General features: G+C 72.7%; 21 protein-coding genes, 1 tRNA gene and 2 pseudogenes. 10 read left to right on the top strand and 14 right to left on the bottom strand.

Translation table 11 applies throughout. The features are described 5' to 3' along the window. The first annotated feature begins 28 nt into the window (after window positions 1-28). The 3 genes from ACTWQE_RS06385 (at window position 29) to ACTWQE_RS06395 (ending at window position 2,892) form a co-directional block, all read left to right on the top strand. A complete protein-coding gene (locus ACTWQE_RS06385; protein ID WP_443327821.1) occupies window positions 29-373 on the top strand; it encodes a hypothetical protein in 345 nt (114 codons plus the stop codon). A 154-nt stretch (window positions 374-527) separates the two neighbouring features. Beyond that, entirely contained in the window at window positions 528-1,382 is an 855-nt protein-coding gene (locus ACTWQE_RS06390) for a YhjD/YihY/BrkB family envelope integrity protein (protein ID WP_443327822.1), read from the top strand. A 133-nt stretch (window positions 1,383-1,515) separates the two neighbouring features. Next, the gene (locus ACTWQE_RS06395; RefSeq protein ID WP_443327823.1) at window positions 1,516-2,892 is read left to right on the top strand and encodes a phospholipase; all 1,377 of its coding nucleotides are present in this window, start codon (window positions 1,516-1,518) and stop codon (window positions 2,890-2,892) included. Window positions 2,893-2,904: 12 nt separating this feature from the next. On the opposite strand, the gene ACTWQE_RS06400 is transcribed toward ACTWQE_RS06395, so the two are convergent. The 5 genes from ACTWQE_RS06400 to ACTWQE_RS06420 all read right to left on the bottom strand — a co-directional run bounded on the left by ACTWQE_RS06400 (window position 2,905) and on the right by ACTWQE_RS06420 (window position 7,293). Then, window positions 2,905-3,762: an aldo/keto reductase gene (locus tag ACTWQE_RS06400; protein ID WP_443327824.1), complete on the bottom strand. Its 858-nt coding sequence runs from the start codon at window positions 3,760-3,762 to the stop codon at window positions 2,905-2,907. Window positions 3,763-3,896: 134 nt separating this feature from the next. Next, window positions 3,897-4,286 (bottom strand): hypothetical protein, encoded by a 390-nt coding sequence (locus ACTWQE_RS06405; protein ID WP_443327825.1) that lies wholly within the window; start codon window positions 4,284-4,286, stop codon window positions 3,897-3,899. A 256-nt stretch (window positions 4,287-4,542) separates the two neighbouring features. Beyond that, the gene (locus tag ACTWQE_RS06410; RefSeq protein ID WP_443327826.1) at window positions 4,543-5,364 is read right to left on the bottom strand and encodes an ANTAR domain-containing response regulator; all 822 of its coding nucleotides are present in this window, start codon (window positions 5,362-5,364) and stop codon (window positions 4,543-4,545) included. 160 nt (window positions 5,365-5,524) lie between these two features. After that, window positions 5,525-6,013, bottom strand: a complete 489-nt coding sequence (locus ACTWQE_RS06415; protein ID WP_443327890.1) for a GNAT family N-acetyltransferase — start codon at window positions 6,011-6,013, stop codon at window positions 5,525-5,527. Between the two features lie 155 nt (window positions 6,014-6,168). Next, a complete protein-coding gene (locus tag ACTWQE_RS06420) occupies window positions 6,169-7,293 on the bottom strand; it encodes a methyltransferase (protein WP_443327827.1) in 1,125 nt (374 codons plus the stop codon). A 159-nt stretch (window positions 7,294-7,452) separates the two neighbouring features. Between ACTWQE_RS06420 and ACTWQE_RS06425 the strand changes: the two genes are divergently transcribed. Next, on the top strand, window positions 7,453-8,538 hold the full coding sequence (locus tag ACTWQE_RS06425; RefSeq protein ID WP_443327828.1) for a phosphatidylinositol-specific phospholipase C domain-containing protein: 1,086 nt from the start codon (window positions 7,453-7,455) through the stop codon (window positions 8,536-8,538). 82 nt (window positions 8,539-8,620) lie between these two features. Next, window positions 8,621-10,207, top strand: a complete 1,587-nt coding sequence (lnt, locus tag ACTWQE_RS06430) for an apolipoprotein N-acyltransferase (protein ID WP_443327829.1) — start codon at window positions 8,621-8,623, stop codon at window positions 10,205-10,207. On the opposite strand, the gene ACTWQE_RS06435 is transcribed toward lnt, so the two are convergent. Both ACTWQE_RS06435 and ACTWQE_RS06440 read right to left on the bottom strand, forming a co-directional pair. Then, window positions 10,131-11,036: a Gfo/Idh/MocA family protein gene (locus ACTWQE_RS06435; protein WP_443327891.1), complete on the bottom strand. Its 906-nt coding sequence runs from the start codon at window positions 11,034-11,036 to the stop codon at window positions 10,131-10,133. The genes lnt and ACTWQE_RS06435 overlap by 77 nt on opposite strands. Window positions 11,037-11,046: 10 nt before the next feature. Beyond that, window positions 11,047-11,559 (bottom strand): FAD-dependent oxidoreductase, encoded by a 513-nt coding sequence (locus ACTWQE_RS06440; protein ID WP_443327830.1) that lies wholly within the window; start codon window positions 11,557-11,559, stop codon window positions 11,047-11,049. Window positions 11,560-11,819: 260 nt separating this feature from the next. Here ACTWQE_RS06440 and ACTWQE_RS06445 point away from each other — a divergent pair. Together ACTWQE_RS06445 and ACTWQE_RS06450 are read left to right on the top strand one after the other, a co-directional pair. Next, a pseudogene (locus ACTWQE_RS06445) lies at window positions 11,820-12,491 on the top strand (FAD-dependent monooxygenase); the annotation flags it as partial. Window positions 12,492-13,025: 534 nt separating this feature from the next. Beyond that, window positions 13,026-13,646: pseudogene (locus tag ACTWQE_RS06450) on the top strand (SCO7613 C-terminal domain-containing membrane protein); the annotation flags it as partial. A gap of 349 nt (window positions 13,647-13,995) precedes the next feature. Here ACTWQE_RS06450 and ACTWQE_RS06455 read toward each other — a convergent pair. Continuing rightward, window positions 13,996-14,070: transfer RNA gene (locus ACTWQE_RS06455), tRNA-Val, on the bottom strand. Window positions 14,071-14,158: 88 nt separating this feature from the next. Then, complete coding sequence (locus ACTWQE_RS06460; protein WP_443327831.1) at window positions 14,159-14,641, bottom strand: TIGR02611 family protein; 483 nt, start codon at window positions 14,639-14,641, stop codon at window positions 14,159-14,161. A gap of 190 nt (window positions 14,642-14,831) precedes the next feature. Here ACTWQE_RS06460 and ACTWQE_RS06465 point away from each other — a divergent pair, with 190 nt between their 5' ends. Continuing rightward, complete coding sequence (locus tag ACTWQE_RS06465; RefSeq protein ID WP_003959770.1) at window positions 14,832-15,245, top strand: SsgA family sporulation/cell division regulator; 414 nt, start codon at window positions 14,832-14,834, stop codon at window positions 15,243-15,245. A 298-nt stretch (window positions 15,246-15,543) separates the two neighbouring features. Then, a complete protein-coding gene (locus ACTWQE_RS06470) occupies window positions 15,544-16,101 on the top strand; it encodes a CGNR zinc finger domain-containing protein (protein ID WP_443327832.1) in 558 nt (185 codons plus the stop codon). A gap of 15 nt (window positions 16,102-16,116) precedes the next feature. Here ACTWQE_RS06470 and ACTWQE_RS06475 read toward each other — a convergent pair whose 3' ends face one another. Next, the gene (locus ACTWQE_RS06475) at window positions 16,117-16,293 is read right to left on the bottom strand and encodes a hypothetical protein (RefSeq protein ID WP_443327833.1); all 177 of its coding nucleotides are present in this window, start codon (window positions 16,291-16,293) and stop codon (window positions 16,117-16,119) included. Between the two features lie 68 nt (window positions 16,294-16,361). Then, a complete protein-coding gene (locus tag ACTWQE_RS06480) occupies window positions 16,362-16,823 on the bottom strand; it encodes a hypothetical protein (protein WP_443327834.1) in 462 nt (153 codons plus the stop codon). A gap of 236 nt (window positions 16,824-17,059) precedes the next feature. Between ACTWQE_RS06480 and ACTWQE_RS06485 the strand changes: the two genes are divergently transcribed. Continuing rightward, a complete protein-coding gene (locus ACTWQE_RS06485; RefSeq protein ID WP_443327835.1) occupies window positions 17,060-17,572 on the top strand; it encodes a DsbA family protein in 513 nt (170 codons plus the stop codon). A 329-nt stretch (window positions 17,573-17,901) separates the two neighbouring features. Here ACTWQE_RS06485 and ACTWQE_RS06490 read toward each other — a convergent pair whose 3' ends face one another. The 3 genes from ACTWQE_RS06490 to ACTWQE_RS06500 form a co-directional block, all read right to left on the bottom strand. Next, window positions 17,902-18,738 (bottom strand): GNAT family N-acetyltransferase, encoded by an 837-nt coding sequence (locus ACTWQE_RS06490; protein WP_443327836.1) that lies wholly within the window; start codon window positions 18,736-18,738, stop codon window positions 17,902-17,904. Between the two features lie 80 nt (window positions 18,739-18,818). Continuing rightward, the gene (locus tag ACTWQE_RS06495; protein ID WP_443327837.1) at window positions 18,819-19,643 is read right to left on the bottom strand and encodes an aminotransferase class IV; all 825 of its coding nucleotides are present in this window, start codon (window positions 19,641-19,643) and stop codon (window positions 18,819-18,821) included. Continuing rightward, on the bottom strand, window positions 19,640-20,698 hold the full coding sequence (locus ACTWQE_RS06500) for a chorismate-binding protein (protein ID WP_443327838.1): 1,059 nt from the start codon (window positions 20,696-20,698) through the stop codon (window positions 19,640-19,642). The genes ACTWQE_RS06495 and ACTWQE_RS06500 overlap by 4 nt, the downstream gene beginning before the upstream one ends. Between the last annotated feature and the right edge of the window lie 177 nt (window positions 20,699-20,875).

The following is a 20,875-nucleotide window of genomic DNA, read 5'->3' on the forward strand; positions in this document are numbered from 1 at the left end:
CCGCCGCGGCCCGACGAACGGTACGGCCATGGCTCCGGCCGGCGCGCCGACGTGGAAATCCCCGTCCCGGTTCGGTGTCGTCGGCCTGCTCACCCAGCCCACCGCCTACACGGTGGTCATCTCCGGGATCACCGGATTCCTCTTCTTCATCGACGCGTTGCAGTCCGGATCGGTGACCGCGGCGACGGCTGCCATGGTGATCGGTGAGAGCGTGGGGCCCGCCGCGTTCGGAGTCGCCTGGCTCGGCGATTCCACCCGGCACGGATACGCGCCGCTCGCCATCCTCGGCTTCGTCCTCTCGATCGCCGGCGCACTGGCCCTGGCCCGCTTCGGCGAGGCGGAACAACAGGAACGACAGACAGCGCCGTCGTGAACACCGCCGCGTCCGGACCCGGCGGCGGGCCGCCCGGTGCGGACAGGCGGCCCGCCACCCGGACCACCGTCGCCGAAGCGGGTTCGTAGCGGCCATTCGGTGACTCCGCCCGGCCACCGGCAGCCCGCCGACGCTGAGGGGGTAATCGACACTCATGCCCAAGAAGTCTTCCGACGCCGCAGGTCATGGGTCCTGGTTCGGACGACTGGACCGCGCCTTCCACCTCTCCGTCGCGGGGCGTGGCTGGAGGCACGCCGGCGAGCTGGAACTGATGCAGCGCTCGATGGGCTTCGCGGCACTCGGCTTCCTCACTCTGGTGCCGCTGCTCATCGTGGTGGCCGCTGCCGATCCGGCGAACGGGCGCGGCTTCGCTCAGTGGCTCGGGGACGGCCTGGGGGTGTCGGCGACCGCTCAACAAGAGATCCAGCAGTTGTTCGCCAAGCCCCGTCAGGCACTCGAGTCGACCACGGCGTTCGGCCTCGCGGCCCTTGCTGTATTCGGCCTGACGTTCGGCTCGGCGGTGCAGGTGGGCTACGAGAAGGTCTGGGAGCTGCCGCCGGCCCGTTGGCACACCATGTGGCGGCATCTCGTATGGGTCGCCATGCTGATCGGCTATCTCTTCCTGTCGGCCCACTTCACCCTGGAGCCCGACCGGTCCGAGCCGGTGGCCGAGACGTTCTGGCGCTTCCTCGTCGGTGTGCTGAGTGCCGTGCTGTTCTTCTGGTGGTCGCAGCGACTGCTGCTCGGGGGGCGGGTCGGCTGGGTCGCCCTGCTGCCCGGCGCGGTGGGGACGGTGATCGGGCTGCTCGGACTGCGGGTCTTCTCCCGACTCGTGTTCTCGCCACTGATCGCGACCAACGCCGTCACCTACGGGCCCATCGGCACCGTTCTCGTCGTGCAGTCCTGGCTCGTCGGCGTCGGTGTCGTCGTCTTCGGCGGAGCCCTCGTCGGCCGGCTGCTGCATGAGGAAGGTCACCGGATGGCGCACATGGTGCGCCGGCGCCGTTGACGCCGGCGGTCGGACGTGTCGGGCGGCCACCGAGCGTACGACCCGTGGCCAACGGGATTTCGGCGTACGACTCTGGCGCAGCGGCGCCCGTATCGAGTGTCATGTACCGGTCCAGCGTCGAGAAGGAGTGGGTGTGCGCTTACTGCGAGCGGTGTGCGGAACAGCGGCGGTCGTGGTCGCCGCGCCGGTGATGACGGCCTCGGGTGCGGTGGCGGGGGGCGAGGGGACGCCGCCGGAGGGGACGGTGTACGTGCAGAGCGCCGTCAACGGTCTCAACGCCTCCGACAGCGACGGGACCATCGCGCTCCACCGCCCCAAGGGCAATGAGGACCGGCAGCAGTGGGCCGTCGCGCCGGTCTCCGGAGACCGCCATGAGCTGCGCAGCGTCGACGATGCGGAACGCTGCCTCGGGCGGAGCGGCGCGCAGGCCGTCACCGTGGCGTGCGGCGGAGCGGAAGCCGCATGGGAGGTGACCCCGGCCGGGGGCGGGCAGTACACCATCGCCGTACCGGACGCCGGCGGCCACCTCACCCTGGGGGCCAGGCCCAGCGGCGGAACGTACCCGGAGCAGGCGCTGATCGGTGGGGACGGGGAGCTCGCCCGCTGGTTCCTCACGCCCGCTCCCCCGCCCCGGGCTCCGATGCCCCCGGCCGACCAGCGCCGGCTCGACCAGGTCACCTTCCTCACCGCTCACAATGCCTACGCCAATGGGGTGGACGGCGGTTTCGCGCCGCCGTTCGTGGACGCCTTCCCCAACCAGAAGCGCGGCATCGAGCAGCAACTCGCCGACGGCGTACGGGGGTTCATGCTCGACATCCACCAGACTCCGGACGGGGCCCTGCTCTGCCACAACAGCTGCACCCTCGTCAGCCGGCCGGTCGCGCTGTGGGTGGACCTCCAGCGCATCGTGGACTTCCTCCGGCAGCACCCCGGCCAGTTCGCCACGGTATTTCTGGAGGACTACGTCTCCGCTGATGTACTGCGCGGCGAACTCGACCGGGTCCGCGGTCTGTCGGACGTCCTCTACCGGCCCGACCAGGACGGAGTACGCGAGAACGGCTGGCCGCGGATGGCCGGTCTCGCCGCCCGCGGAAAGCAGTTGATGATCTTCACCGATCGCACGCGTGCCCAGGACGCGGGGGGCACGGCGCGCGACAGTTTCGGCGTGATGTACCAGCAGGAGTGGACGGTGGAGAACCACTGGTCCATGGGGCCGGGCGTGGGCGCCTCGGACTGGTCGTGCTACAGCCGCTGGTACGGCGGCGACGTCAATGTCCCGCTCACCCGGGAAGACGGAGCGTTCCGCCCGCTCTTCGTGATGAACCACTTCCGTGACGTCCCCATGACCGCGACGGCGTCGACGGACAACAGCCGGGTGCTGAACCGGGCGGAGAACTTCTGCGCGCCCGCCGCCCGGAAGAAGGCCAACTTCCTTGTCGTCGACCACTACGACCGAGGTTCACCGCAGTCGGCCGTCGACCGGCTGAACACCTATACTTCGTCGCCCTGACAGGGCGACCGATCACACGGTGTCGAGGAGCGCGATCTCGTCGGCGTCCAGCACCAGGTCGGCGGCGGCCGCCGAGTCCCGGATCGTCTCGGGCCGGCTCGCGCCGGGTATCGGGATGACGACGGGCGACTTGGCCAGCATCCACGCCAGACAGACCCGCTGCGGGCTGACCCCGCGGGCCTCGGCGACGCGGGCGAACGGCGCGGAGGCGGAGCCCAGGTCACGCGCCCGGGGAATGCCGCCGAGCGGGCTCCACGGCAGGAAGGCGATCCCCCGGTCATGGCAGAGCTCCAGCTCCGGCACGCTGGAGCGGAAGGCTGGTGAGAACTGGTTCTGCACCGCGGCCAGGCGCCCTCCGAGGATGTCGTCCGCCAGCCGGATCTGCCCCGGATCGGCATTGGAGACACCAGCCGTGCGGATCTTGCCCTCGTCCAGCAGATCGCGGAGGGCGCCGATCGACTCCTCGTACGGAACGCGCGGGTCCGGGCGGTGGTACTGATATAGCCCGATGGCCTCGACACCGAGCCGGGCCAGCGAGTCCTCACAGGCCCGCTTGAGGTGTGCGGGAGATCCGTCCAGCGTCCAGGAGCCGTCGCGGTGGCGCAGATGTCCGCCCTTGGTCGCGACCAGCACCTGCGAGCCGCGTTCATGGGCGGACAGCGCCTTGGCGACGAGGGTCTCGTTGTGGCCCACCTCATCGGTCCCCAGGTGGTACGCGTCCGCGGTGTCGATCAAGGTCACGCCGGCGTCCAGGGCCGCGTGCACGGTGGCGATCGAGCGGGCCTCGTCGGGCCGTCCCTCGACCGACATGGGCATGGCCCCCAGCCCGATCGCACTGACCTCCGCGGCGCCGATGCGGCGGGTCTGCATGAGCTGATGCCTCTCCTCGAACCAATGGGCGCGCGGCGTGGTGCGGCACGCGCCGCATCAGCCTCTCCCCGCACCCGGCCGCCTGTCCAACCGGATACGAGCCGGGCGGCCGCGGAGGACCGGTGACCGCGGAGTTACCGGGCCCGGACTGGGTTGCGCAGCTCCAGGCGCAGCTGAACCTCCTGGTCACCCGGGACCATATGGCCCTCCTCCCGCACGCCGAACGTCGTCGCCAGCGCCTCACGGATGTCGTGGACAGCCCGCTCGCAGCCGAAGAGATCGGCGACGACGGCCCCGCCCAGCGCCGGAGGGGCGACGGGCTCACCATGGCTGCGGACATCGAAGGTTCCGATCCACACCATGGGGTTGGCGCCTTGGTGGCTCTTCACGCAGTGCTCCTCGGCCGTCCGGTCCAGGGGCGCCGGGAAGGCGGCGCGCAGGGCGTCGAAGACGGCGTCCGCGTCCTGCGGGGCGCATTCGGTGAGATGGACGCTGACAAGTGCGGAGTGTTGCAGGGTGGTCATCGCTGAGGCCTCCTCTGGTACGGCTCGTCCGACTCCGAGGACCGGCGGTCCCTAGGGTGTGTTTCAAAAGTAGCGCCGTCCGCCCGAAGGGCGGGGTCCGCGGCGTCTGGTGCGTGCGATCGCAAGGCGGTGGGGGTACCCCCGGCCGGAGGCTGGGGGAGGTCGTCCTCGTACTGGGCGTACCCGGACGAGCCCGACAACGCAGCGAGCGTGCGTGCCAGACGTCGCGGACCAGGCGGGACTTTCGAAACACGCCCTAGGAGGACGGACAGCCGTCGGGCGTTCGACGGATGGCAGGTCCGTGTCCGCGGCCCGCTCCCGGGGCGGCGGCAGTGGTCTCGCCGAGCCGCTCGGCCAGCCGGGCCAGCTGGGCCTCGACGCCGCGGCCCCGGGTCCGTACGAGAGCTTCGGCGAGGTCGGACAGCTTGCGGTTGGTGCGCTGCGACAGCCGGCGCAGCAGGGTCATGGCCGTGTCCGCCTCGCACTGCAACACGTACATCACCATGCCGCAGGCCTGGTCGACGACGGGGCGGGTACGCAGCGCGGTGTCGAGCTGGTCGACCTCGGTGAGGACGTCCAGGTACTGGCGGTCGCGGAGCAGTCCGGTCGTGGCGAGGTCGCCCAGGAGGACGGTCGCCCCGTGCCCCGCGTCCTGGAGGAAGCCGGGCCGGAACCCGTAGACCGTGAGGGTCACGGCCAGGGCGTGGCGGCGGAAGGGCAGGGTCACGCTCGACCGCACTCCCGCGTCCAGGGCCTTGGCCCGGTAGCCGGGCCAGCGCTCGTCGCGCAGCAGGTCCTCAGCCGCGGCGGGACGGCCGCTCTCCAGCGCGGACGGTATGGGCCCTTCCCCCGCCTCCCACTGCACCGCGACCAGCGGCGACAGGTCGGGGTGGGTCACCGCGGTGGACGGTGGTTCGCCCTGGCCCGCGGCGTCCTGGGTGATGACCGTCGCCGTGGCTCCGCAGCAGGCGGGGTTGCAGGAGGCAGCCTGCTCCGCGAGATCGGCGAGCCCGCCGTCCGGCGGGCGCGCTTCCCGGTCGCGCGGAAAGTCCCGGTACTCGGCCATGAGGACGTTCATTCCCCTCGTTCTCGCGGCGATTTCCTACGAAGGCGGGCAGACGCCTCGTCCGCCCCTCCGCTCCGGGTCTTCCCCCGATCGTGTGCTCGCACCGGATTACTGTCAACATTTCTCCTGGCAGGGCCGGGGCCGCCGCACCGACCCGGCCGGGGGGTCGTGATCAGAGCCTGCGATGCATGATGTGCAGCCCGACATAGCCCTTCTCCGGGTGGTGGAAGCCCTCCGGCAGGGTGCCCAGCACCTCGAAGCCGAGGGAGCGCCAGAGCGCGACCGCCCGGCTGTTGGTCTCCACGACAGCGTTGAACTGCATCGCCCGGTAGCCCTCGGCCCGCGCCCAGTCCAGGGCGTACTCCCCCAGCGCCCGCCCGACTCCCCGCCCGGCGTGCTCCGGGGCCACCATGAAGCTCGCACTGGCGATATGCGCGGCGGGGCCCATGTGATTGGGGTTCATCTTGGCGGAGCCGAGGACGGTCCCGTCGGGGGCGACGGCGACGACCGTACGGCTCGGCGCCTCCAGGCACCACATCGCCCGGGCCTGCTTTTCGCTGACGTCACGGGGCCAGGTGAAGGTCTCGCCGACGGCGACGATACGACGCAGGAAGGCCCAGATCGAGGGCCAGTCCTCGGGGGTGGCTTCTCTGATCACCATGCGCTCAGCATGGCGGCCGGGGAAGCGGGCTGCCAGGGCTTTCGCACGGCTGCCCGCTGGTGTCATCCGGCTCTCGCTGCTGTCACCCGCTTTCTTGCTCATGTCACCCGCTCACTTCATGTCATCCCGGCTCTCGCCCATGCCGACCGGCCCGCTCATGTCGCGGCGAGCCTCCAGAGAGAGGTGACCTCCGCCGCCCGCGCCGCATACAGCGGATCACTCGCGTCGGAGGCCCGGGGGTGGACCGGCCGGGTGTCCAGGCGGCCCGCGACCGCGAGCCCCGCCGCGTCAATGGCCTCCAGCAGCTCGGCGCGCGTCCGTAATCCGAGGTGCTCGGCGAGATCCGAGAGCACCAGCCAGCCCTCGCCGCCCGGCTCCAGATGGGCCCTCAGACCGTCCAGGAAGCCGCGCAGCATACGGCTGCCCGGGTCGTAGACGGCATGCTCGACCGGGGTGCCGGGCCGTGCGGGCACCCACGGCGGGTTGCAGACGACGAGCGGGGCACGGCCCGGGGGAAAGAGATCCGCCATCACCACATCCGTACGGCCCTCCAACCCCAGCCGGGCCAGATTCTCGCGGGCACAGACCAGTGCGCGCGGATCCTGGTCCGTCGCGATGACGCGCTCCACTCCGCGGCGTGCCAGGACCGCGGCCAGCACGCCCGTCCCCGTGCCGATGTCGAAGGCCCGGGTGCGCGCGGGCAGCGGCGCCTCGGCCACGAGCCGCACATATTCACCCCGCACCGGGGAGAACACGCCGTAGTGCGGATGAATACGGTCGCCCAGCGCCGGCACGGCGACGCCTTTCCTGCGCCACTCATGGGCTCCGATGAGGCCGAGCAGCTCGCGCAGCGACACCACCGAGGGCTCGTCGCCCGGCCCGTACACCTCCGTGCAGGGCTGCCGGACATCAGGGGCCCGGCGCAGCGGGACGACATGGCCCGGGTCCAGCGGTACCAGAAGCATGCCGAGCGTGCGGGCCCGCTGGAACCGGTCCTTGCGGTGCAGATGGAACGCCTCGGCCATGGAGACGGGCGGTGACGCGGCGGCCTTGCGCTGCTTGCGGTCCGTACGCCGTCCCATCGCCTGGAGCAGCTGCCGCGCGTTGGGGAAGTCGCCGCGCCACAGGATCGCGGTGCCCTCGCAGGCCAGGCGGTACGCGGTGTCGGCGCGCAGGCGGTCGTCCGCGCTCACCACACGCCGCGGCGGGGGCGCCCCGCTCTCGGACCGCCAGCGGGCGGCACGGACTTCCTCGGCTTCGGTCCAGCGAACGGCGTGCACCGCCCCATCGTCGTCGGAACGCGGAGGCACGGCAACGCATTTATCCCGCTTTCACCGGTGTGCCCTCCCTCCGCATACCCGCCCCCATCTCCTGATCAACACTCAACTCGCTTACGCTGCTGCCACTTTCACCACCCCTCACACACAAGGTGGCATCGCATGCGCAGAGATCGCACTGCCGGATCAGCCGCGGCCGTGGTGGCCGCGGCGCTTCTCGTTCCGGCCGCGCCGGCCGGCGCCCAGGAGCCGGGCCCCGGCGCGCTCTCGTACTCCTCGAGCACCTCGGTGGGCGTGCACAACGCCTACGAGAAGACCACGTACCCGTACTTCGCGGACGCCCTGGACTCCGGAGCCGGGCTGCTGGAGCTCGATGTGTGGACCAACGGACTGAGCAGGAAGTGGCGGGTCTCGCACGACAACCCCGTGGGCAGCGACAACAACTGCGAGAACGCCGCGTCGTCGGCCGAACTGCGGTCCAAGCCCCGTAATCAGAGTCTGGACGGCTGTCTCGCCGACATCAGGGCCTGGCACGACGCCCACCCGGGCCACCGGCCGGTGCTGTTGAAGATCGAGATGAAGGACGGCTTCAACGCCCGGCACGGTCTGGGCCCCGAAGCCTTCGACGCCCTGGTCTCCGGCAAGCTGGGTGACGCGCTCTTCCGCCCCGCCGATCTGCTCGGCGACCGCACGAGCCTGGACGAGGCGGTACGGGCGGACGGCTGGCCGGCGCGGTCCGCGCTCACGGGCAAGTTCCTGATCGAGTTGATCCCCGGCACCGTCGAGGAGAGCAACCCCTTCGACTCGCTGTGGACCGACCGCGAGTACGCCGGACATCTGCGGGCCCTGGCCGCGTCCGGCACACTCGCCCGCGCCACGGCCTTCCCCGCCGTCCACGGTGCCGCCGCGGGTGATCCGCGGACCCGGTACACCGATCCGGCGCTCCGCCCGTGGTTCGTGGTCTTCGACGGCGACGCGTCGCGGTATGTGACGGACACCGGGATCGACACGGCGTGGTACGACCGCCGCCACTATCTGCTGACCATGACGGATGCGCACGGGGTCGCGCCCGCCATCGACCCCGTCCATCCGTCCGAAGCCGATGCCCGGGCCCGGGTCTCCGCCCTCGCCGGACAGCACGCCACCACCGTCACCAGCGACTGGTACCCCCTGCCGGGAGTGCTCTCCACGGTCCTCCCCCCGCGGCGCGTAGCCGACGCCGTCCGGCCACCGCCGCCAACGGTTTGACCACCCCGTCTGTCGCTGATCGTCGTACTCGCGCACACTGGTCGAACACACGGACAGCGGGCCGGTGCGAGGGAGGCGCGACATGCGGATGTCGGTCGACCGGTGGCGGCGGGCTCTCGCCTCGCCGTGGCAGCGCGGTGCTGTCGCGGCCGCGGCGGGAACGCTGCCCGCGCTCGCCTTCCCCGAGCCGTCCCTGTGGTGGTTCGCCTACGTCGCCCTGGTGCCGTGGATGCTGCTGATCCGCTCCGCTCCGAGCGGGCGTCGTGCCGCGTTCGACGGCTGGCTGGGCGGGGCGGGCTTCATGCTGGCGGTGCATCACTGGCTGATGCCGAGCCTGCATGTCTTCATCCTGGCGCTGGCGCTGCTGCTCGGGCTGTTGTGGCTGCCGTGGGGGCTTCTGGTCCGGCGGCTGCTCGGCGGTTCACCGGGCGTGGGGCGCGCGGCGGCGGCGCTCGCCCTGGTGCCATCCGGCTGGCTGATGGTGGAACTGGTCCGCTCCTGGGAGAACCTGGGCGGACCCTGGGGGCTGCTCGGGGCGAGCCAGTGGGAGGTCACGCCCGCGCTCCGGCTCGCCTCGTTGGGCGGGGTGTGGCTGGTGAGCTTCCTGATCGTCACGGTGAACACGGCGCTGACCGTGCTGATCGCGCTGCCGGTCCCCCGTAGGGCGGCGGTGGCCGGGCTGGTGGCGTGCGTGGCCGCGGCCGGTGCGGCCTGGGCCTGGGCGCCGCTGCCGGAGCGTACCGGCAGCGCGCGGATCGCTCTGGTCCAGCCCGGCGTCGTCAACGGGATCGGGAGCCGGGAGCATCGTGTCGAGCGGGGGGAGGAGCTGACCCGGCAGCTGGCCGGCCATGAGGTGGACCTGGTCGTCTGGGGCGAGAGCAGCGTCGGCTCGGATCTCGGCAGCCGTCCGGATCTGGAACGGCGGCTGGCGGCGCTGTCCCGGGACGTCGGAGCCGATCTGCTGGTGAACGTGGACGCGCCGCGTTCGGACCGCCCGGGGATCTTCAAGAGCTCCGTGCTGGTGGGGCCGGACGGCCCGGACGGGCAGCGCTACGACAAGATGCGGCTGGTGCCGTTCGGCGAGTACGTTCCGCTGCGGTCGCTGCTGGGCTGGGCGACATCCGTCGGCAAGGCCGCGGACGAGGACCGCAGGCGCGGAGCCTCCCAGGTGGTGATGGAGGTGCCGGGCGCCCAGGGGCTGCGGATCGGCCCGCTGGTCTGCTTCGAGACGGCGTTCCCCGATATGAGCCGCGGGCTGGTGCGGGACGGTACGGGGGTGCTGATCGCCCAGTCCTCGACCTCGACGTTCCAGCACAGCTGGGCGCCGGAGCAGCATGCCTCGCTGGCCGCGCTGCGGGCGGCGGAGACCTGGCGGCCGATGGTGCACGCGACGCTGACCGGGGAGAGTGCGGTGTACGGCCCCCGCGGCGAGCCGGTGGGCGGCCGTCTGCCGACCGACCGGAGCACGGCCGCGATCTACGACGTACCGCTGGCCGCGGGCAGGAGTCCGTACGTCCGGTTCGGCGACTGGGTCATCTACGCGTCGATCGCCGCCCTCGCCGCCTTCGGCACGGCCGAGAGCATACGGGCCTTCAGGAGGCCTGCTCCCGGGCCTGCGTCACGACCCGCTCGCACAGCTCATGGGTCCGCAGCGCGTCCTCGGCGGTGAGCAGTCTCCCCGCGCGCACGGCGTCGAGGAAGGCCAGGGTGATCTGCTCGATACCGCGCTGCCGCGCGACCGGGACCCAGTCGCCACGGCGGCGCACACTCGGCTGACCCTTGTGGTCGATCACCTCGGCGAGGTTACGGACCTCCCGCTTGGTGTCCTGCCCGGAGACCTCGAGGATCTCCTCCGCGGAGCCGCTCATCCGGTTCATGGTGCCGACGGCGGTGAAGCCGTCGCCGGACAGCTGCAGCACGACATGGTGCATCAGGCCCCGCCGCACCCTGGCGCGGACATCGATGTGCTCGACCGTGCCGGGCACCAGGAAGCGGAGTGTGTCGACGACATGGATGAAGTCGTCGAGGACCAGGGTGCGGGGATCCTCGGCGAGACCCACCCGGTTCTTCTGCATCAGGATCAGGTCGCGGGGGTGCTCCAGGCACTGGGCGTAGCCGGGCGCGTAGCGGCGGTTGAAGCCGACGGCCAGGCTGACCCGGCGCTCCTCCGCGAGCCGTACGATCCGCTCGGTGTCGGCGTAGTCGTAGGCGACGGGCTTGTCGACGTACGTCGGCACCCCCGCGTCCAGGAGCCGCGTGACGATCCCGGCGTGCGCGGAGGTGGCGGCGTGGACGAACGCCGCGTCCGGGCGGGCCGCGAGGAGCGAGTCCAGGTCGCCGTGGAGCCGGCCGGCCGGGACGTGGTGGGTGGCTCCGACCCGCTCCAGGGTGGCCGCGGTCCGGGTCTGGAGGTGCAGCTCCAGACCCGGCTGGGCGCCGAGGACCGGCAGATAGGCCTTCCGGGCGATGTCCCCGAGCCCGATGCAGCCGACCTTCACCTGCGTCACCTCAGTCCTGTGCCGTGGGCGTGTTCTGCGGCCGTTCCGTGGCGGCACCGGCAGCATACGTGCGCCGTGGCGGCTGCCAGTCGGCGATGCCGTCGAAGCCGCGCAGCGCCATCCCGGGGCCCAGCCGGCCCACGGCGGTGAGGAGGGCCGTGCGCAGCGCGACCGCGGGCCGGGAGGACAGGCTCACCACGCGGCGGATCCGGGCCGAACGACGCAGGACGTCGGTGGTGCGGGGCAGCCGCTGCGCGGTGTAGCGGGCGAGGGCCCGACCGGTGCCGGAGCCGGGCGCGGCGAGATGGGCGAGCACGACCGCGTCCTCGATGGCCTGGCAGCCGCCCTGGCCGAGGGTCGGAGCCATGGGATGGGCCGCGTCGCCGAGGAGGGCGGTCCGCCCCCGGTGGTAGGCGGGCAGCGGCACGGTGGGCTCATGCGGAGAGGGCTGCGCGGAGACGGTGACGCAGCCCGCGAGGGCCGGGGAGGCGAGGAGGGCCACTGCGGCGGCAAGTCGGTGCACCCCGAGAACTCTGCTGGTCCCCGGGCGCCTTTGGACAGCTTTCACCGGGAAAGTGGCCCATTGGGGTGACGACGGATCACTCTCCGGTGGGGCCGGTGATCCGTTTCCCGGGCAAGGCCCGCGACATCGTTGCGCCGCGTGCGGTCCCTCGATCGCGGTCGCGCGGTGCGCGTGGGGGGGCGATCGCGGGGCGCGAAGCCCGGAGCCGGAGCGTTCCCTCAGTCCTCGGGGCCGCTGCCCGGTGAGGCCGGGCCGAGTAGCGCGCCGCCCGGCTGGGACACGTCGGCGCCGGACTCGGTCTCGCGCCCAACGCGTTGCGCGCCCTCGACACCATCGGCGCGGGCGATGGCGTCCGCGCACTGTCGACCTGGCAGACCGAGGGCGCACTGCGGACGCCCCACGGCCGCCGGCTCTCCCGGATCAGCAACGAAGCCGCCGTCGCACGCTTCGGAGGCCCGATGGTCGTAGCCCACCGCGCGACCCTGATCGATCTGCTCGCCTCCCGGCTGCCCTGCGGCACCCTGCGGACCGGTACGCCCGCGCGGCTCACCGACCCCGGCGGGCAGGACCGCCCGGGCCTGGTCACGACGGCCGACGGCGAGACCCTGGAGGCCGACCTCGTCGTCGGCGCCGACGGCATCCACTCGGCGGTGCGCCGGACGCTGGTCCCCGGCCACCCCGCGCCCCGCTACAGCGGCCTCACCGCCTGGCGCGTCGTCGTACCCGCGCTCGACGAGCCCTTCGAGCCCCACGAGACCTGGGGGCGCGGCAGGCTCTGGGGGACCCAGCCGCTCCACGACGGCCGGGTCTACGCCTACGCCGCGGCGCTCGCCCCGGCGAGCGCCAGGGCCCCGGACGGGGAGAGGGCCGAACTGCTGCGCCTGTTCGGCGGCTGGCATCATCCCGTCCCGGCCGTCCTCGCCGTCCTCGCCTCGGTGTCCCTGGCGGTGCACCGCCAGGCCGCCGGACGCCCCTGGCGCGCCGCGGTGTCCTGTGCGGCGGTCGCCCTCTGCTGCGCCGGGGCCGTGGTGCTGCCGGTCGCGCTCGACCTTCCGTACCCGGTCGCCGTGGCGCTGCTCATGGCGGAGGCTGCCGTGCTCCTCGTCGCCTCGGCGACCCTGGACTCCCACCCGGCCTCGCTCACGGCGCTGGTCTGCGCGGTCGCCGTCGCCTGCGTCGCCGCCTTCTGGGGGCTGGCGGACCAGTCGGTGACGTTCGGCGTGCTCGGCACCCTGCTCATCGCGTTCACCGCCGCGGCGGCGGCCGGAGGGCGCGTGCGGCAGGCTGTGACGGCCTGTGCGGCCGTGGTGTGCGCCGTGGGGCTCTCGGTCGCCCTCTGTGCCGCCGCGGGGCTCTCAGCCCCTCGTACGGCGTTTCCCGTGCTGGCCGTCGCGGGGGCCGCGGCGTTCGTCGCCGCCCGGCTGCGCCGCCTCCCCGCCGGTCTCCCCGTCGAGTGCACCGGCTACGGGGCCGCGCTGCTCGCCGTCGGCCTGTCACTGGGCGACGCGTCCATGCTCGCCGCCGTCCTGGGCCTGGCCGGCGTCCTCGCCGCCGGCACCGCGCTGCGTCCCGACCGCCGCGCCGCCGCCCGCACCGCCGCTGGGCTGTTCGTCCTGGCGAGCTGGGTACGGCTCGCGGCGTACGGCGTCGTGGCACCGGAGGCGTACACCCTCCCGGTGAGCGTCCCGGCGCTCGTCATCGGCCTGCGCCGGCGCCGCCAGGACCCGGCGGTGTCCTCCTGGGCGGCGTACGGTCCCGGGCTGTCCGTGACGCTGCTGCCCGGCCTCCTGGCGGCCTGGGGCGACGCGCACTGGCCGCGCCCGCTGCTGCTCGGCGCGGCCGCCCTGGGCCTCACCCTGCTCGGCGCGCGGCTACGGCTGGGAGCCCCGCTGCTGCTGGGCGGGGCGGTGCTGGCGCTGGTCGGCGTGCACGAGCTGGCCCCGTACATCGTCCAGGTCGCCGACGCGCTCCCCCGCTGGCTGCCGCCCGCGCTGGCGGGCCTGCTGCTGCTCGCCATCGGGGCGACGTACGAGCAGCGGCTGCGCGACGCCCGGCGGCTCCGCGACACGCTGGGCCGGATGCGGTGAAGGCGCCCCGTCCCGGGTCGGCGGCCATGGCCGGCCGCGGCTCCGGGTACGGGCCGAAGGCCGAAATCCGGCGGTGGCGGCATCAACGGCAGCAGCAGGCCGGAAGAGCGTCGCAGAACGGCCGGGGAGAGTTCCGCGACGCCAGGAGACGATCGTTCTCGTACGGGAGCTCCGGCGCCCACCACGGGGTACTCCTGCCCACGGCTTGGAGCGCAGACGGCTGCCCAGCGCCGAGGAGCTCACGCGCGGACCGGGATCGCACCGGCCCGCCACGTTGTCCGTCTACGGGGCCAGGGAAGGCAAAAGGCCGGGGGTCCGCAGGCTCGTAAGCCTGCGGACCCCCGGCCTGTGGTGGGCGATACTGGGATCGAACCAGTGACCTCTTCGGTGTGAACGAAGCGCTCTCCCGCTGAGCTAATCGCCCGGGCGCAGGGGAAACATTACCGCATGTCACCGCATGCCCTTGACCACCCCGAGGTCACCGGGCCGACCGCCCGAGGGCCGTCCGGAGCTCACGGGCCGACCCTCCACGGCATCGCGGCACCGAACTGCCACACGTACACCGCAACCCCCATCGCGATGATCACCAGAGCGATGACGGTCAGTGTCGTGTTCCGCCGCCGCACCCGGGGGTCGAGCGCCTTGTGTGCCGCCTCGGTCACTTTCCGTTTCGTCCAGCGCAGCACCAGCTGGGCCCAGACGAACTCGGTCGCCCAGATCGCCATGCCGCCGAAGATCACCAGCCAGCCCGGTCCCGGCAGCGGCAGCAGGGCCACGCCCCCCGCGACGACGGCCAGACCGACCAGGAAAACCCCCACCTGCCAGCTCAGATGCAGCGGCTTGGAGGCCTTGATGAACCGCGGGGCCCGCGAGCCGAGCGGCGGATCGTCGTGCGCGCCGTCCGCCTTCTGGCCGTCCCACGACGTACCGTCCCCCGCAGCGCCGGCGGCCGCCCCCTTGGCGACCTCTCGCCGCTCGTCACTCTCCGCATTCATGCGGCCCAACCTACCCGACCGCGAAGCGTCACCGGAATGGGTGTTGAGGATGACACGCCGCTCCGCCGTACGGGGTACCTGAACGGTCTCAAAACGGTCAGAGGGGTTTACAACGACACTGGAGGTGGCATGTCGATTTCGCCGACGTGCGAATCCCCGAGCGCACACTGAGCGAAAGGCCTTGGCGCTTATGAACACCACGGTCAGCTGCGAGCTGCACCTGCGCCTCGTTGTGTCGAGCGAATCCTCCCTGCCCGTTCCGGCGGGCCTGCGGTATGACACGGCCGATCCCTACGCCGTGCACGCCACCTTTCACACCGGAGCCGAGGAGACCGTCGAGTGGGTGTTCGCCCGCGACCTCCTCGCCGAGGGCCTGCACCGGCCCACCGGCACCGGCGACGTCCGGGTGTGGCCGTCCCGCAGTCACGGTCAGGGCGTCGTGTGCATCGCCCTGAGCTCTCCGGAGGGCGAAGCCTTGCTCGAGGCCCCGGCGCGGGCGCTGGAATCGTTCCTCAAGAGGACGGATGCCGCAGTGCCTCCCGGCACCGAGCACCGTCACTTCGACCTCGACACCGAGCTCTCCCACATCCTGGCCGAAAGCTGAGCCGACCGACATCCGAGAGGTACCGCAGGGACCCACCGCCCCCTACGCTCACCGTTCGTAGCCGTCCGACTCGGGGCGACGGCACGAGCACGGAACATCGCATGGCGCACACACCGGCGCCTTCGCCGCGCGGCACACCGCGGCGAAGGCGCCGGTGCGCTGTGGCGAAGGCGCCGGTGCGCTGTGGCGAAGGCGCCGGTGCGCTGTGGCGAAGGCGCCGGTGCGCTGTGGGCGATAGGGTCGGCCAACGTCCGCGGCCACGGACGGAGCCGCCCCACCACCGGCCAGGGAGCGAACCGTGCTGATCAACCACGACACCCGGTGCGCCCTGGAAGCGGTGGTCGACCTGGTGAACACCGCTCCGGAGGGCGGTGAGCCCGACGGCCTCCCGGACACCCCGGCGCTGCGCCGCTTCGTCGAGCGCAATGTGATCAGCGATGTGGAAACGCTCGGCGAGCGGGACCTGGCGGCCGTACGGGCCGTACGCACCCGGTTCGCCGAGGTCTTCGCGGCGGCCGACACCCAGGGTGCGGTGGACCTGCTCAACGCCATGGTCGCCGCGGCGGGCACCACGCCCCGGCTGACCGACCACGACGGCTACGACTGGCATGTCCACTACTTCGCGCCCGGCGCCTCACTGGCCGACCATCTCGCCGCCGACGGCGGTATGGCGCTCGCCTTCCTCGTCGTCGCCGGGGAGCGGGAGCGGCTGCGCCGCTGCGAGGCCCCGGACTGCCGGCATGCCTTCGTCGATCTGTCCCGGAACCGCTCCCGGCGCTACTGCGACAGCCGCACCTGCGGTAACCGGCTGCATGTGGCGGCGTACCGCGCGCGGCGCCGCGAGGCCGGGGAGTGACTCCCTCACCGCCTCTCACCACCGGTTGAGGTCGTAGAGGGCCGTGAACAGCAGCAGGCTGCCGATCACCGCGAGGAACAGCATCAGCGGCGGCTGGGAGAGCGCGAAGAGGCAGCCGCGCGATTCGGCGGGCCTTCCCGCGGGCGGGGCCAGGGACGGGTCGGTGCCCGGGGTGGCGAGGTCGTCGTTCATCTCGCGCAGATGATCGCGCAGACAGCCGGGCCCGCGGGCTCAACACGCCCGTATCGCAGGGGACTTCGTCAAATTCCGTGCTTCTTGAGGATCGCCTCGATGTCCCGGAAGTCCTCGGCTCCCTCACTCGCGCCGGCCTTCGCCCCGGGCCGGTCCTTCGCACCGCCGCGGACCTTCGAGGGACCCGGAGAGACGGCGGGGCGCTGTGCGGCTCCGGCAGCGGCCGGCTCGGTGCGGCGGCCGCGGCGACGGCCGGCGACCCGGGCACCGACGAGCAGCACCACCGCCGTGGCGAGAACGGCGAAGCCGACCCACACCGAAGGCTTGAACACCAGGTCGGCGGCCCAGTCGCCGACCGCGGCGCCCACATCGGCCACCAGATCCGCCAGACCGGCCATGGCCAGGCCGACGGGGATCAGCGCGACGCCCGCGATCCGCGTGGCGCGAAGGTACCGGCGCCGGTACGCGGTGAGGAACGCGATCGCGAGGCCTGCCGCGGACAGCGCCACACATACGGTCGTGGTCAGCATGGTGGGCTCCCACCCACAGTGACGGACATGCCCTCTCCTCCCCGTGGCAGAGCAGTATCCCGCCCCGCTCGCCCACAGGCACCCGGTGCGCCCTGGGCTCGCGGGCGTGTCCCTCCATCCTGCACCGCCAGGCGTGGCACGGGCACGCCCCCGCCCGGACTTCAGGGAGATCTCCGGGGGCGTGCCCCGCCGGGTGCCGGTTCGAGAGCGACGGCTCCGGCTGGGAGACTGTGACCATGAGTCACGCCGACCCCACCCGCCCCGTCCTCGACATCTGGTGCGAGCTGCAGTGCCCCGACTGCCGGACCGCCCTGGAAGATCTCCGTGCCCTGCGCGCCCGTTACGGCGACACGCTGGAACTGCGGCTGCGGCACTTCCCGCTGGAGCGGCACCGGCACGCCTACGCCGCGGCGCAGGCGGCCGAGGAGGCGGCGGAGCAGGGCAAGGCCTGGCCGTACGTGGAGGCGGTGCTGGAGCGTACGGAGGAGCTGGGCCGCAGGGGTGAGCAGCTGCTCGTCGAGGTGGCCGGGGAACTGGGGCTGGACGCCGAGGAGATGGACACCGCGCTCATCGACGGCCGTCACACGCTCATCGTGGACGCCGACCAGGCGGAGGGGCGGGCGATAGGCGTGACGGGCACGCCGACGTATGTGATCGACGGCGAGCGGCTGGACGGCGGGAAGAGCCAGGAGGGGCTGCGCGCACGGATCGAGGCGATCGCCGACCGGCTTCTGGAGCGGCGCGGCTGACCACAGTCGGTCGGAGCAGCGCCTTGCAGGGCGGCGCTCCGGGCCGCGCTCGGACCAGCGCGCCGAACAGCGGCGCTGCCGACCGCGCTCGGAGCAGCGTCTCGAACAGGGGCGTGGTCGTCCGCTGTCGAACAATGCCCGGAACCAGGCTCCGGATGCAAGAGCGGAATACAGCCCCGCGTAGCCGGAGAGCCCGCAGCGTCCTGGACGCCGGCGCGGTCGGCCGCGCTCGGATCAGCGCCCTGTACGGCGGAGCAGCCGGCCGCGCCCGGCCGCCCTGAACAGCGGCGCTTCCGACACGTCTCGGACAGCCGCGCGGCCGGCCGCCGTCAGACCAGCGCCTTGAACAGGTGGTACCGGGTCGGCTCGTACCCCAGCGACTCATACAGCCGGAGTGCCGGGGTGTTGTCCAAGAACACGTTGAGTCCCAGCCTGTCGGCGCCGGCGGTCCGGCACTCGCGCTCGGCCAGCAGCATCAGCGAGCGCCCGTGGCCCCGCCCCCGGTGTTCCTCGGCGACCTCGACATCGAAGACGTAGGCGTCGAGTCCGTCGGGCAGTCCGCCCAGGGAGATCCAGAGGGTGCCGACGTCCCCGCCCCGGTGGGACAGAACGCGCAGGACGGCGCCGGACGTGCGGACTCCGTCCGGCAGTTGCGCCGCGTGGTCGGCCTCGGACTTCGCCCAGGCCTGGTCCTCGGGGACGCCCCGGTCGATCCAGTCCTGCGCGTACGCCTTCTTGCCGGCGGCGAGCCAGGTCGCGAACTCCCGCTCGCTCATCGGACGCGTCGCGCTCTCCCCGGGGAGCGAAGGCGGCTGCTCGGGGACCCGCTTGACCATGTTCCGGTTGCGCTCGGTGTAGCCGAGGGCTTCCACCAGGCGCCGGGCCGCCTCCGCCCCGGCCGGGACGCTCACCTCGATACGGCCGCACCGCCAGCCGCGCAGCACTTCCTCGGCGGCGAGCGCGGCGACCGTCGCGCGGCCCCGCCGGCGGTCCGGCTCGTCGATCCGCAGTGACCGGATACGCCCCACGGCGGGGCCGAACCGTTCGTCCGTACCGAGGTCGATCGTGCCGACGGGGCGGCTGTTGACGCACACCTCGTACGTGCGGGACCGATGTCCGCCCGGACCGTGTTGTTCCGGCCCCGAGGGCCGCAGAGTGGTGGTCACCCGTGGTGTTGTACCGGCTCAGCGGCCCCTCGTCACCCGTTTTTGCCACGCCGGGGCGGGCGGGGCCGGGCGGCGGTGGCTCAGCGCGGGTCGGTATCGGCGGCCGACCGCTCGTCGAAGATCCGCATGGCCTTGGCGGTCACCGGGCCGGGCGCGCCGGGCAGCTCCCGGTCATCCAGCCGGTGCACGGCCTGGACGTCCCGGAGCGACGAGGTCAGAAAGACCTCATCGGCCCGCTCCAGCACGTCCTGGGGCAGGTCGGCCTCCTCCGCGCCGACCCAGTCCACGACGAGGGCCCGGGTGATACCGGCGAGGCAGCCCGCGGAGAGGGGCGGGGTGTACAGCTCACCGTCGAGGACGACGAAGACATTGGCCCCGGTGCCCTCGCACAGCCGGCCGGCCGTGTTGGGGAGCAGCGCCTCGGAGGCGCCGTGCTCCCGGGCGCGGGCGAGTGCCACGACGTTCTCCCCGTACGAGGTCGTCTTGAGCCCGGCGAGCGCACCCCGCTCGTTGCGGGTCCAGGGCACGGTCACGACCGCGGTGGTGTCCGGCCGGCGGTGCGTCTCGCCGAGCGCGACGACCAGCGTGGGTTTCGCGGTCCCGCGGTCCGAGCCGAGCGGGGACAGCCCGCCGGTATAGGTGATCCGCAGCCGGCCGAACGGCATCGGGTTGGCCGCCAGCACCTCCTCGCAGGCCCGGCGCACATCGTCGTGGTCGGGCTCGGGCAGGCCGAGGCCGCGCGCGGAGCGGGCCAGCCGGTGCACATGCCGGGTGAGCGCGAAGGCCCGCCCGTCGACCGCCTTGATCGTTTCGAAGACGCCGTCACCCACGGTCAGCCCGTGATCGAATACGGAGACCCTCGCCTCGCCGGCGTCCTGCAACACCCCATCGAGCCAGATCTTCACCGTACGACTCCTCCAGTTTCCCGGTATGCCCCCGACGCTACCGCGAGCAGCCGGGAAGCCTTCAGCTGCGTCTCCTCCCATTCGCGCTCCGGGTCGGAGCCCCAGGTGATCCCCGCTCCCGTACCGAAGCGCAGCACCGGCCCGCCGGCCGCCGCCCGGTCGATCCAGAACGTACGGATGCCCACCGCCAGCTCGCCGGTCCCGCGGTCCGCGTCGACCCAGCCGATGCCGCCGCAGTACGGACCGCGGGGCGCGCTCTCCAGGGCATCGATGATCCGCAGCGCGCTGGACTTGGGAGCGCCTGTCACCGAGCCGGGAGGGAACGTTCCGGCAAGCAGCTCGGGCCAGCCCGCGCCCTCGGCGAGCTCCCCGCGGACGGTGGAGACCAGATGCACCAGGCCGGGGTGCTCCTCGACCGCGCACAGTGCCGGGACGGTCACGGTGCCGGTCGCGCAGACGCGGCCCAGATCGTTGCGGACGAGGTCCACGATCATCACGTTCTCGGCGCGGTCCTTCTCCAGGAGGTCCGCGGCGGTCCGTCCGGTGCCCTTGATCGGTCCGGACTCGACGACCGGGCCGTGGCGGCGCAGGAAGAGCTCGGGTGAGGCGGTCGCGATCTCCACTCCGTGGGCAGGGAGGCGGACCGTACCGGCGTAGGGGGCCGGATTGGCGCCGGCCAGCAGTGCGGTCAGCGCGTCGGCATCGACGCGGTCCGGATCGGGCAGCGGTGCGGACAGCACGCGGCAGAGGTTCGCCTGATAGACCTCGCCCGCGGCGATGTGCTCGCGTATACGCCGTACACCGGCCGTGTACGCGGTGTGGTCGAGGGAGGACGTCCAGTCCCCCGCCCCCGGTCCGTACCATGCCCCGGGCACGGCGGCGGGTACGGGCTCGTGCCGTACGTCCCCGAAGCGGGCGCAGACCAGCCGGCCCTCGAAGTCGGCGACCACCGCCCAGAAGCCGCTGGAGTCCAGGGCCGCGGGGTCGCTGGTGACGTCGCGCAGATCAGCGGCGACGAGACTGCCGAAGCGGGCCAGTGGGGCGAGGTCGTACACGGCTGCGAGTCTATGGCGGGTGCCCTCCCGGGCGGTCCGGGCGGTGTCGCACCGCAGCACGCTGGGCAAACGGAATTTGAGCTGGCTCAGGAATCCGCTAGAGTTCAACACGTCGCCGGGACGCGGAAGCGCACCGGGGACGGGGGCACCTCTCGGACCTGGTCCGGGGGAGGCACT

Origin of the sequence: Streptomyces sp. 8N706, assembly GCF_052245415.1 — a bacterium.
Classification (GTDB): domain Bacteria; phylum Actinomycetota; class Actinomycetes; order Streptomycetales; family Streptomycetaceae; genus Streptomyces.

What these genes read in the sequence shown, in the direction of transcription:
- ACTWQE_RS06385 (WP_443327821.1), top strand. Translation starts at nt 29, where the DNA reads ATGGCTCCGGCCGGCGCGCCGACGTGGAAATCCCCGTCCCGGTTCGGT.
- ACTWQE_RS06390 (WP_443327822.1), top strand. Translation starts at nt 528, where the DNA reads ATGCCCAAGAAGTCTTCCGACGCCGCAGGTCATGGGTCCTGGTTCGGA.
- ACTWQE_RS06400 (WP_443327824.1), bottom strand. Translation starts at nt 3,762, where the DNA reads ATGCAGACCCGCCGCATCGGCGCCGCGGAGGTCAGTGCGATCGGGCTG.
- ACTWQE_RS06405 (WP_443327825.1), bottom strand. Translation starts at nt 4,286, where the DNA reads ATGACCACCCTGCAACACTCCGCACTTGTCAGCGTCCATCTCACCGAA.
- ACTWQE_RS06410 (WP_443327826.1), bottom strand. Translation starts at nt 5,364, where the DNA reads ATGAACGTCCTCATGGCCGAGTACCGGGACTTTCCGCGCGACCGGGAA.
- ACTWQE_RS06415 (WP_443327890.1), bottom strand. Translation starts at nt 6,013, where the DNA reads ATGGTGATCAGAGAAGCCACCCCCGAGGACTGGCCCTCGATCTGGGCC.
- ACTWQE_RS06425 (WP_443327828.1), top strand. Translation starts at nt 7,453, where the DNA reads ATGCGCAGAGATCGCACTGCCGGATCAGCCGCGGCCGTGGTGGCCGCG.
- lnt (WP_443327829.1), top strand. Translation starts at nt 8,621, where the DNA reads ATGCGGATGTCGGTCGACCGGTGGCGGCGGGCTCTCGCCTCGCCGTGG.
- ACTWQE_RS06460 (WP_443327831.1), bottom strand. Translation starts at nt 14,641, where the DNA reads ATGAATGCGGAGAGTGACGAGCGGCGAGAGGTCGCCAAGGGGGCGGCC.
- ACTWQE_RS06465 (WP_003959770.1), top strand. Translation starts at nt 14,832, where the DNA reads ATGAACACCACGGTCAGCTGCGAGCTGCACCTGCGCCTCGTTGTGTCG.
- ACTWQE_RS06475 (WP_443327833.1), bottom strand. Translation starts at nt 16,293, where the DNA reads ATGAACGACGACCTCGCCACCCCGGGCACCGACCCGTCCCTGGCCCCG.
- ACTWQE_RS06480 (WP_443327834.1), bottom strand. Translation starts at nt 16,823, where the DNA reads ATGCTGACCACGACCGTATGTGTGGCGCTGTCCGCGGCAGGCCTCGCG.
- ACTWQE_RS06485 (WP_443327835.1), top strand. Translation starts at nt 17,060, where the DNA reads ATGAGTCACGCCGACCCCACCCGCCCCGTCCTCGACATCTGGTGCGAG.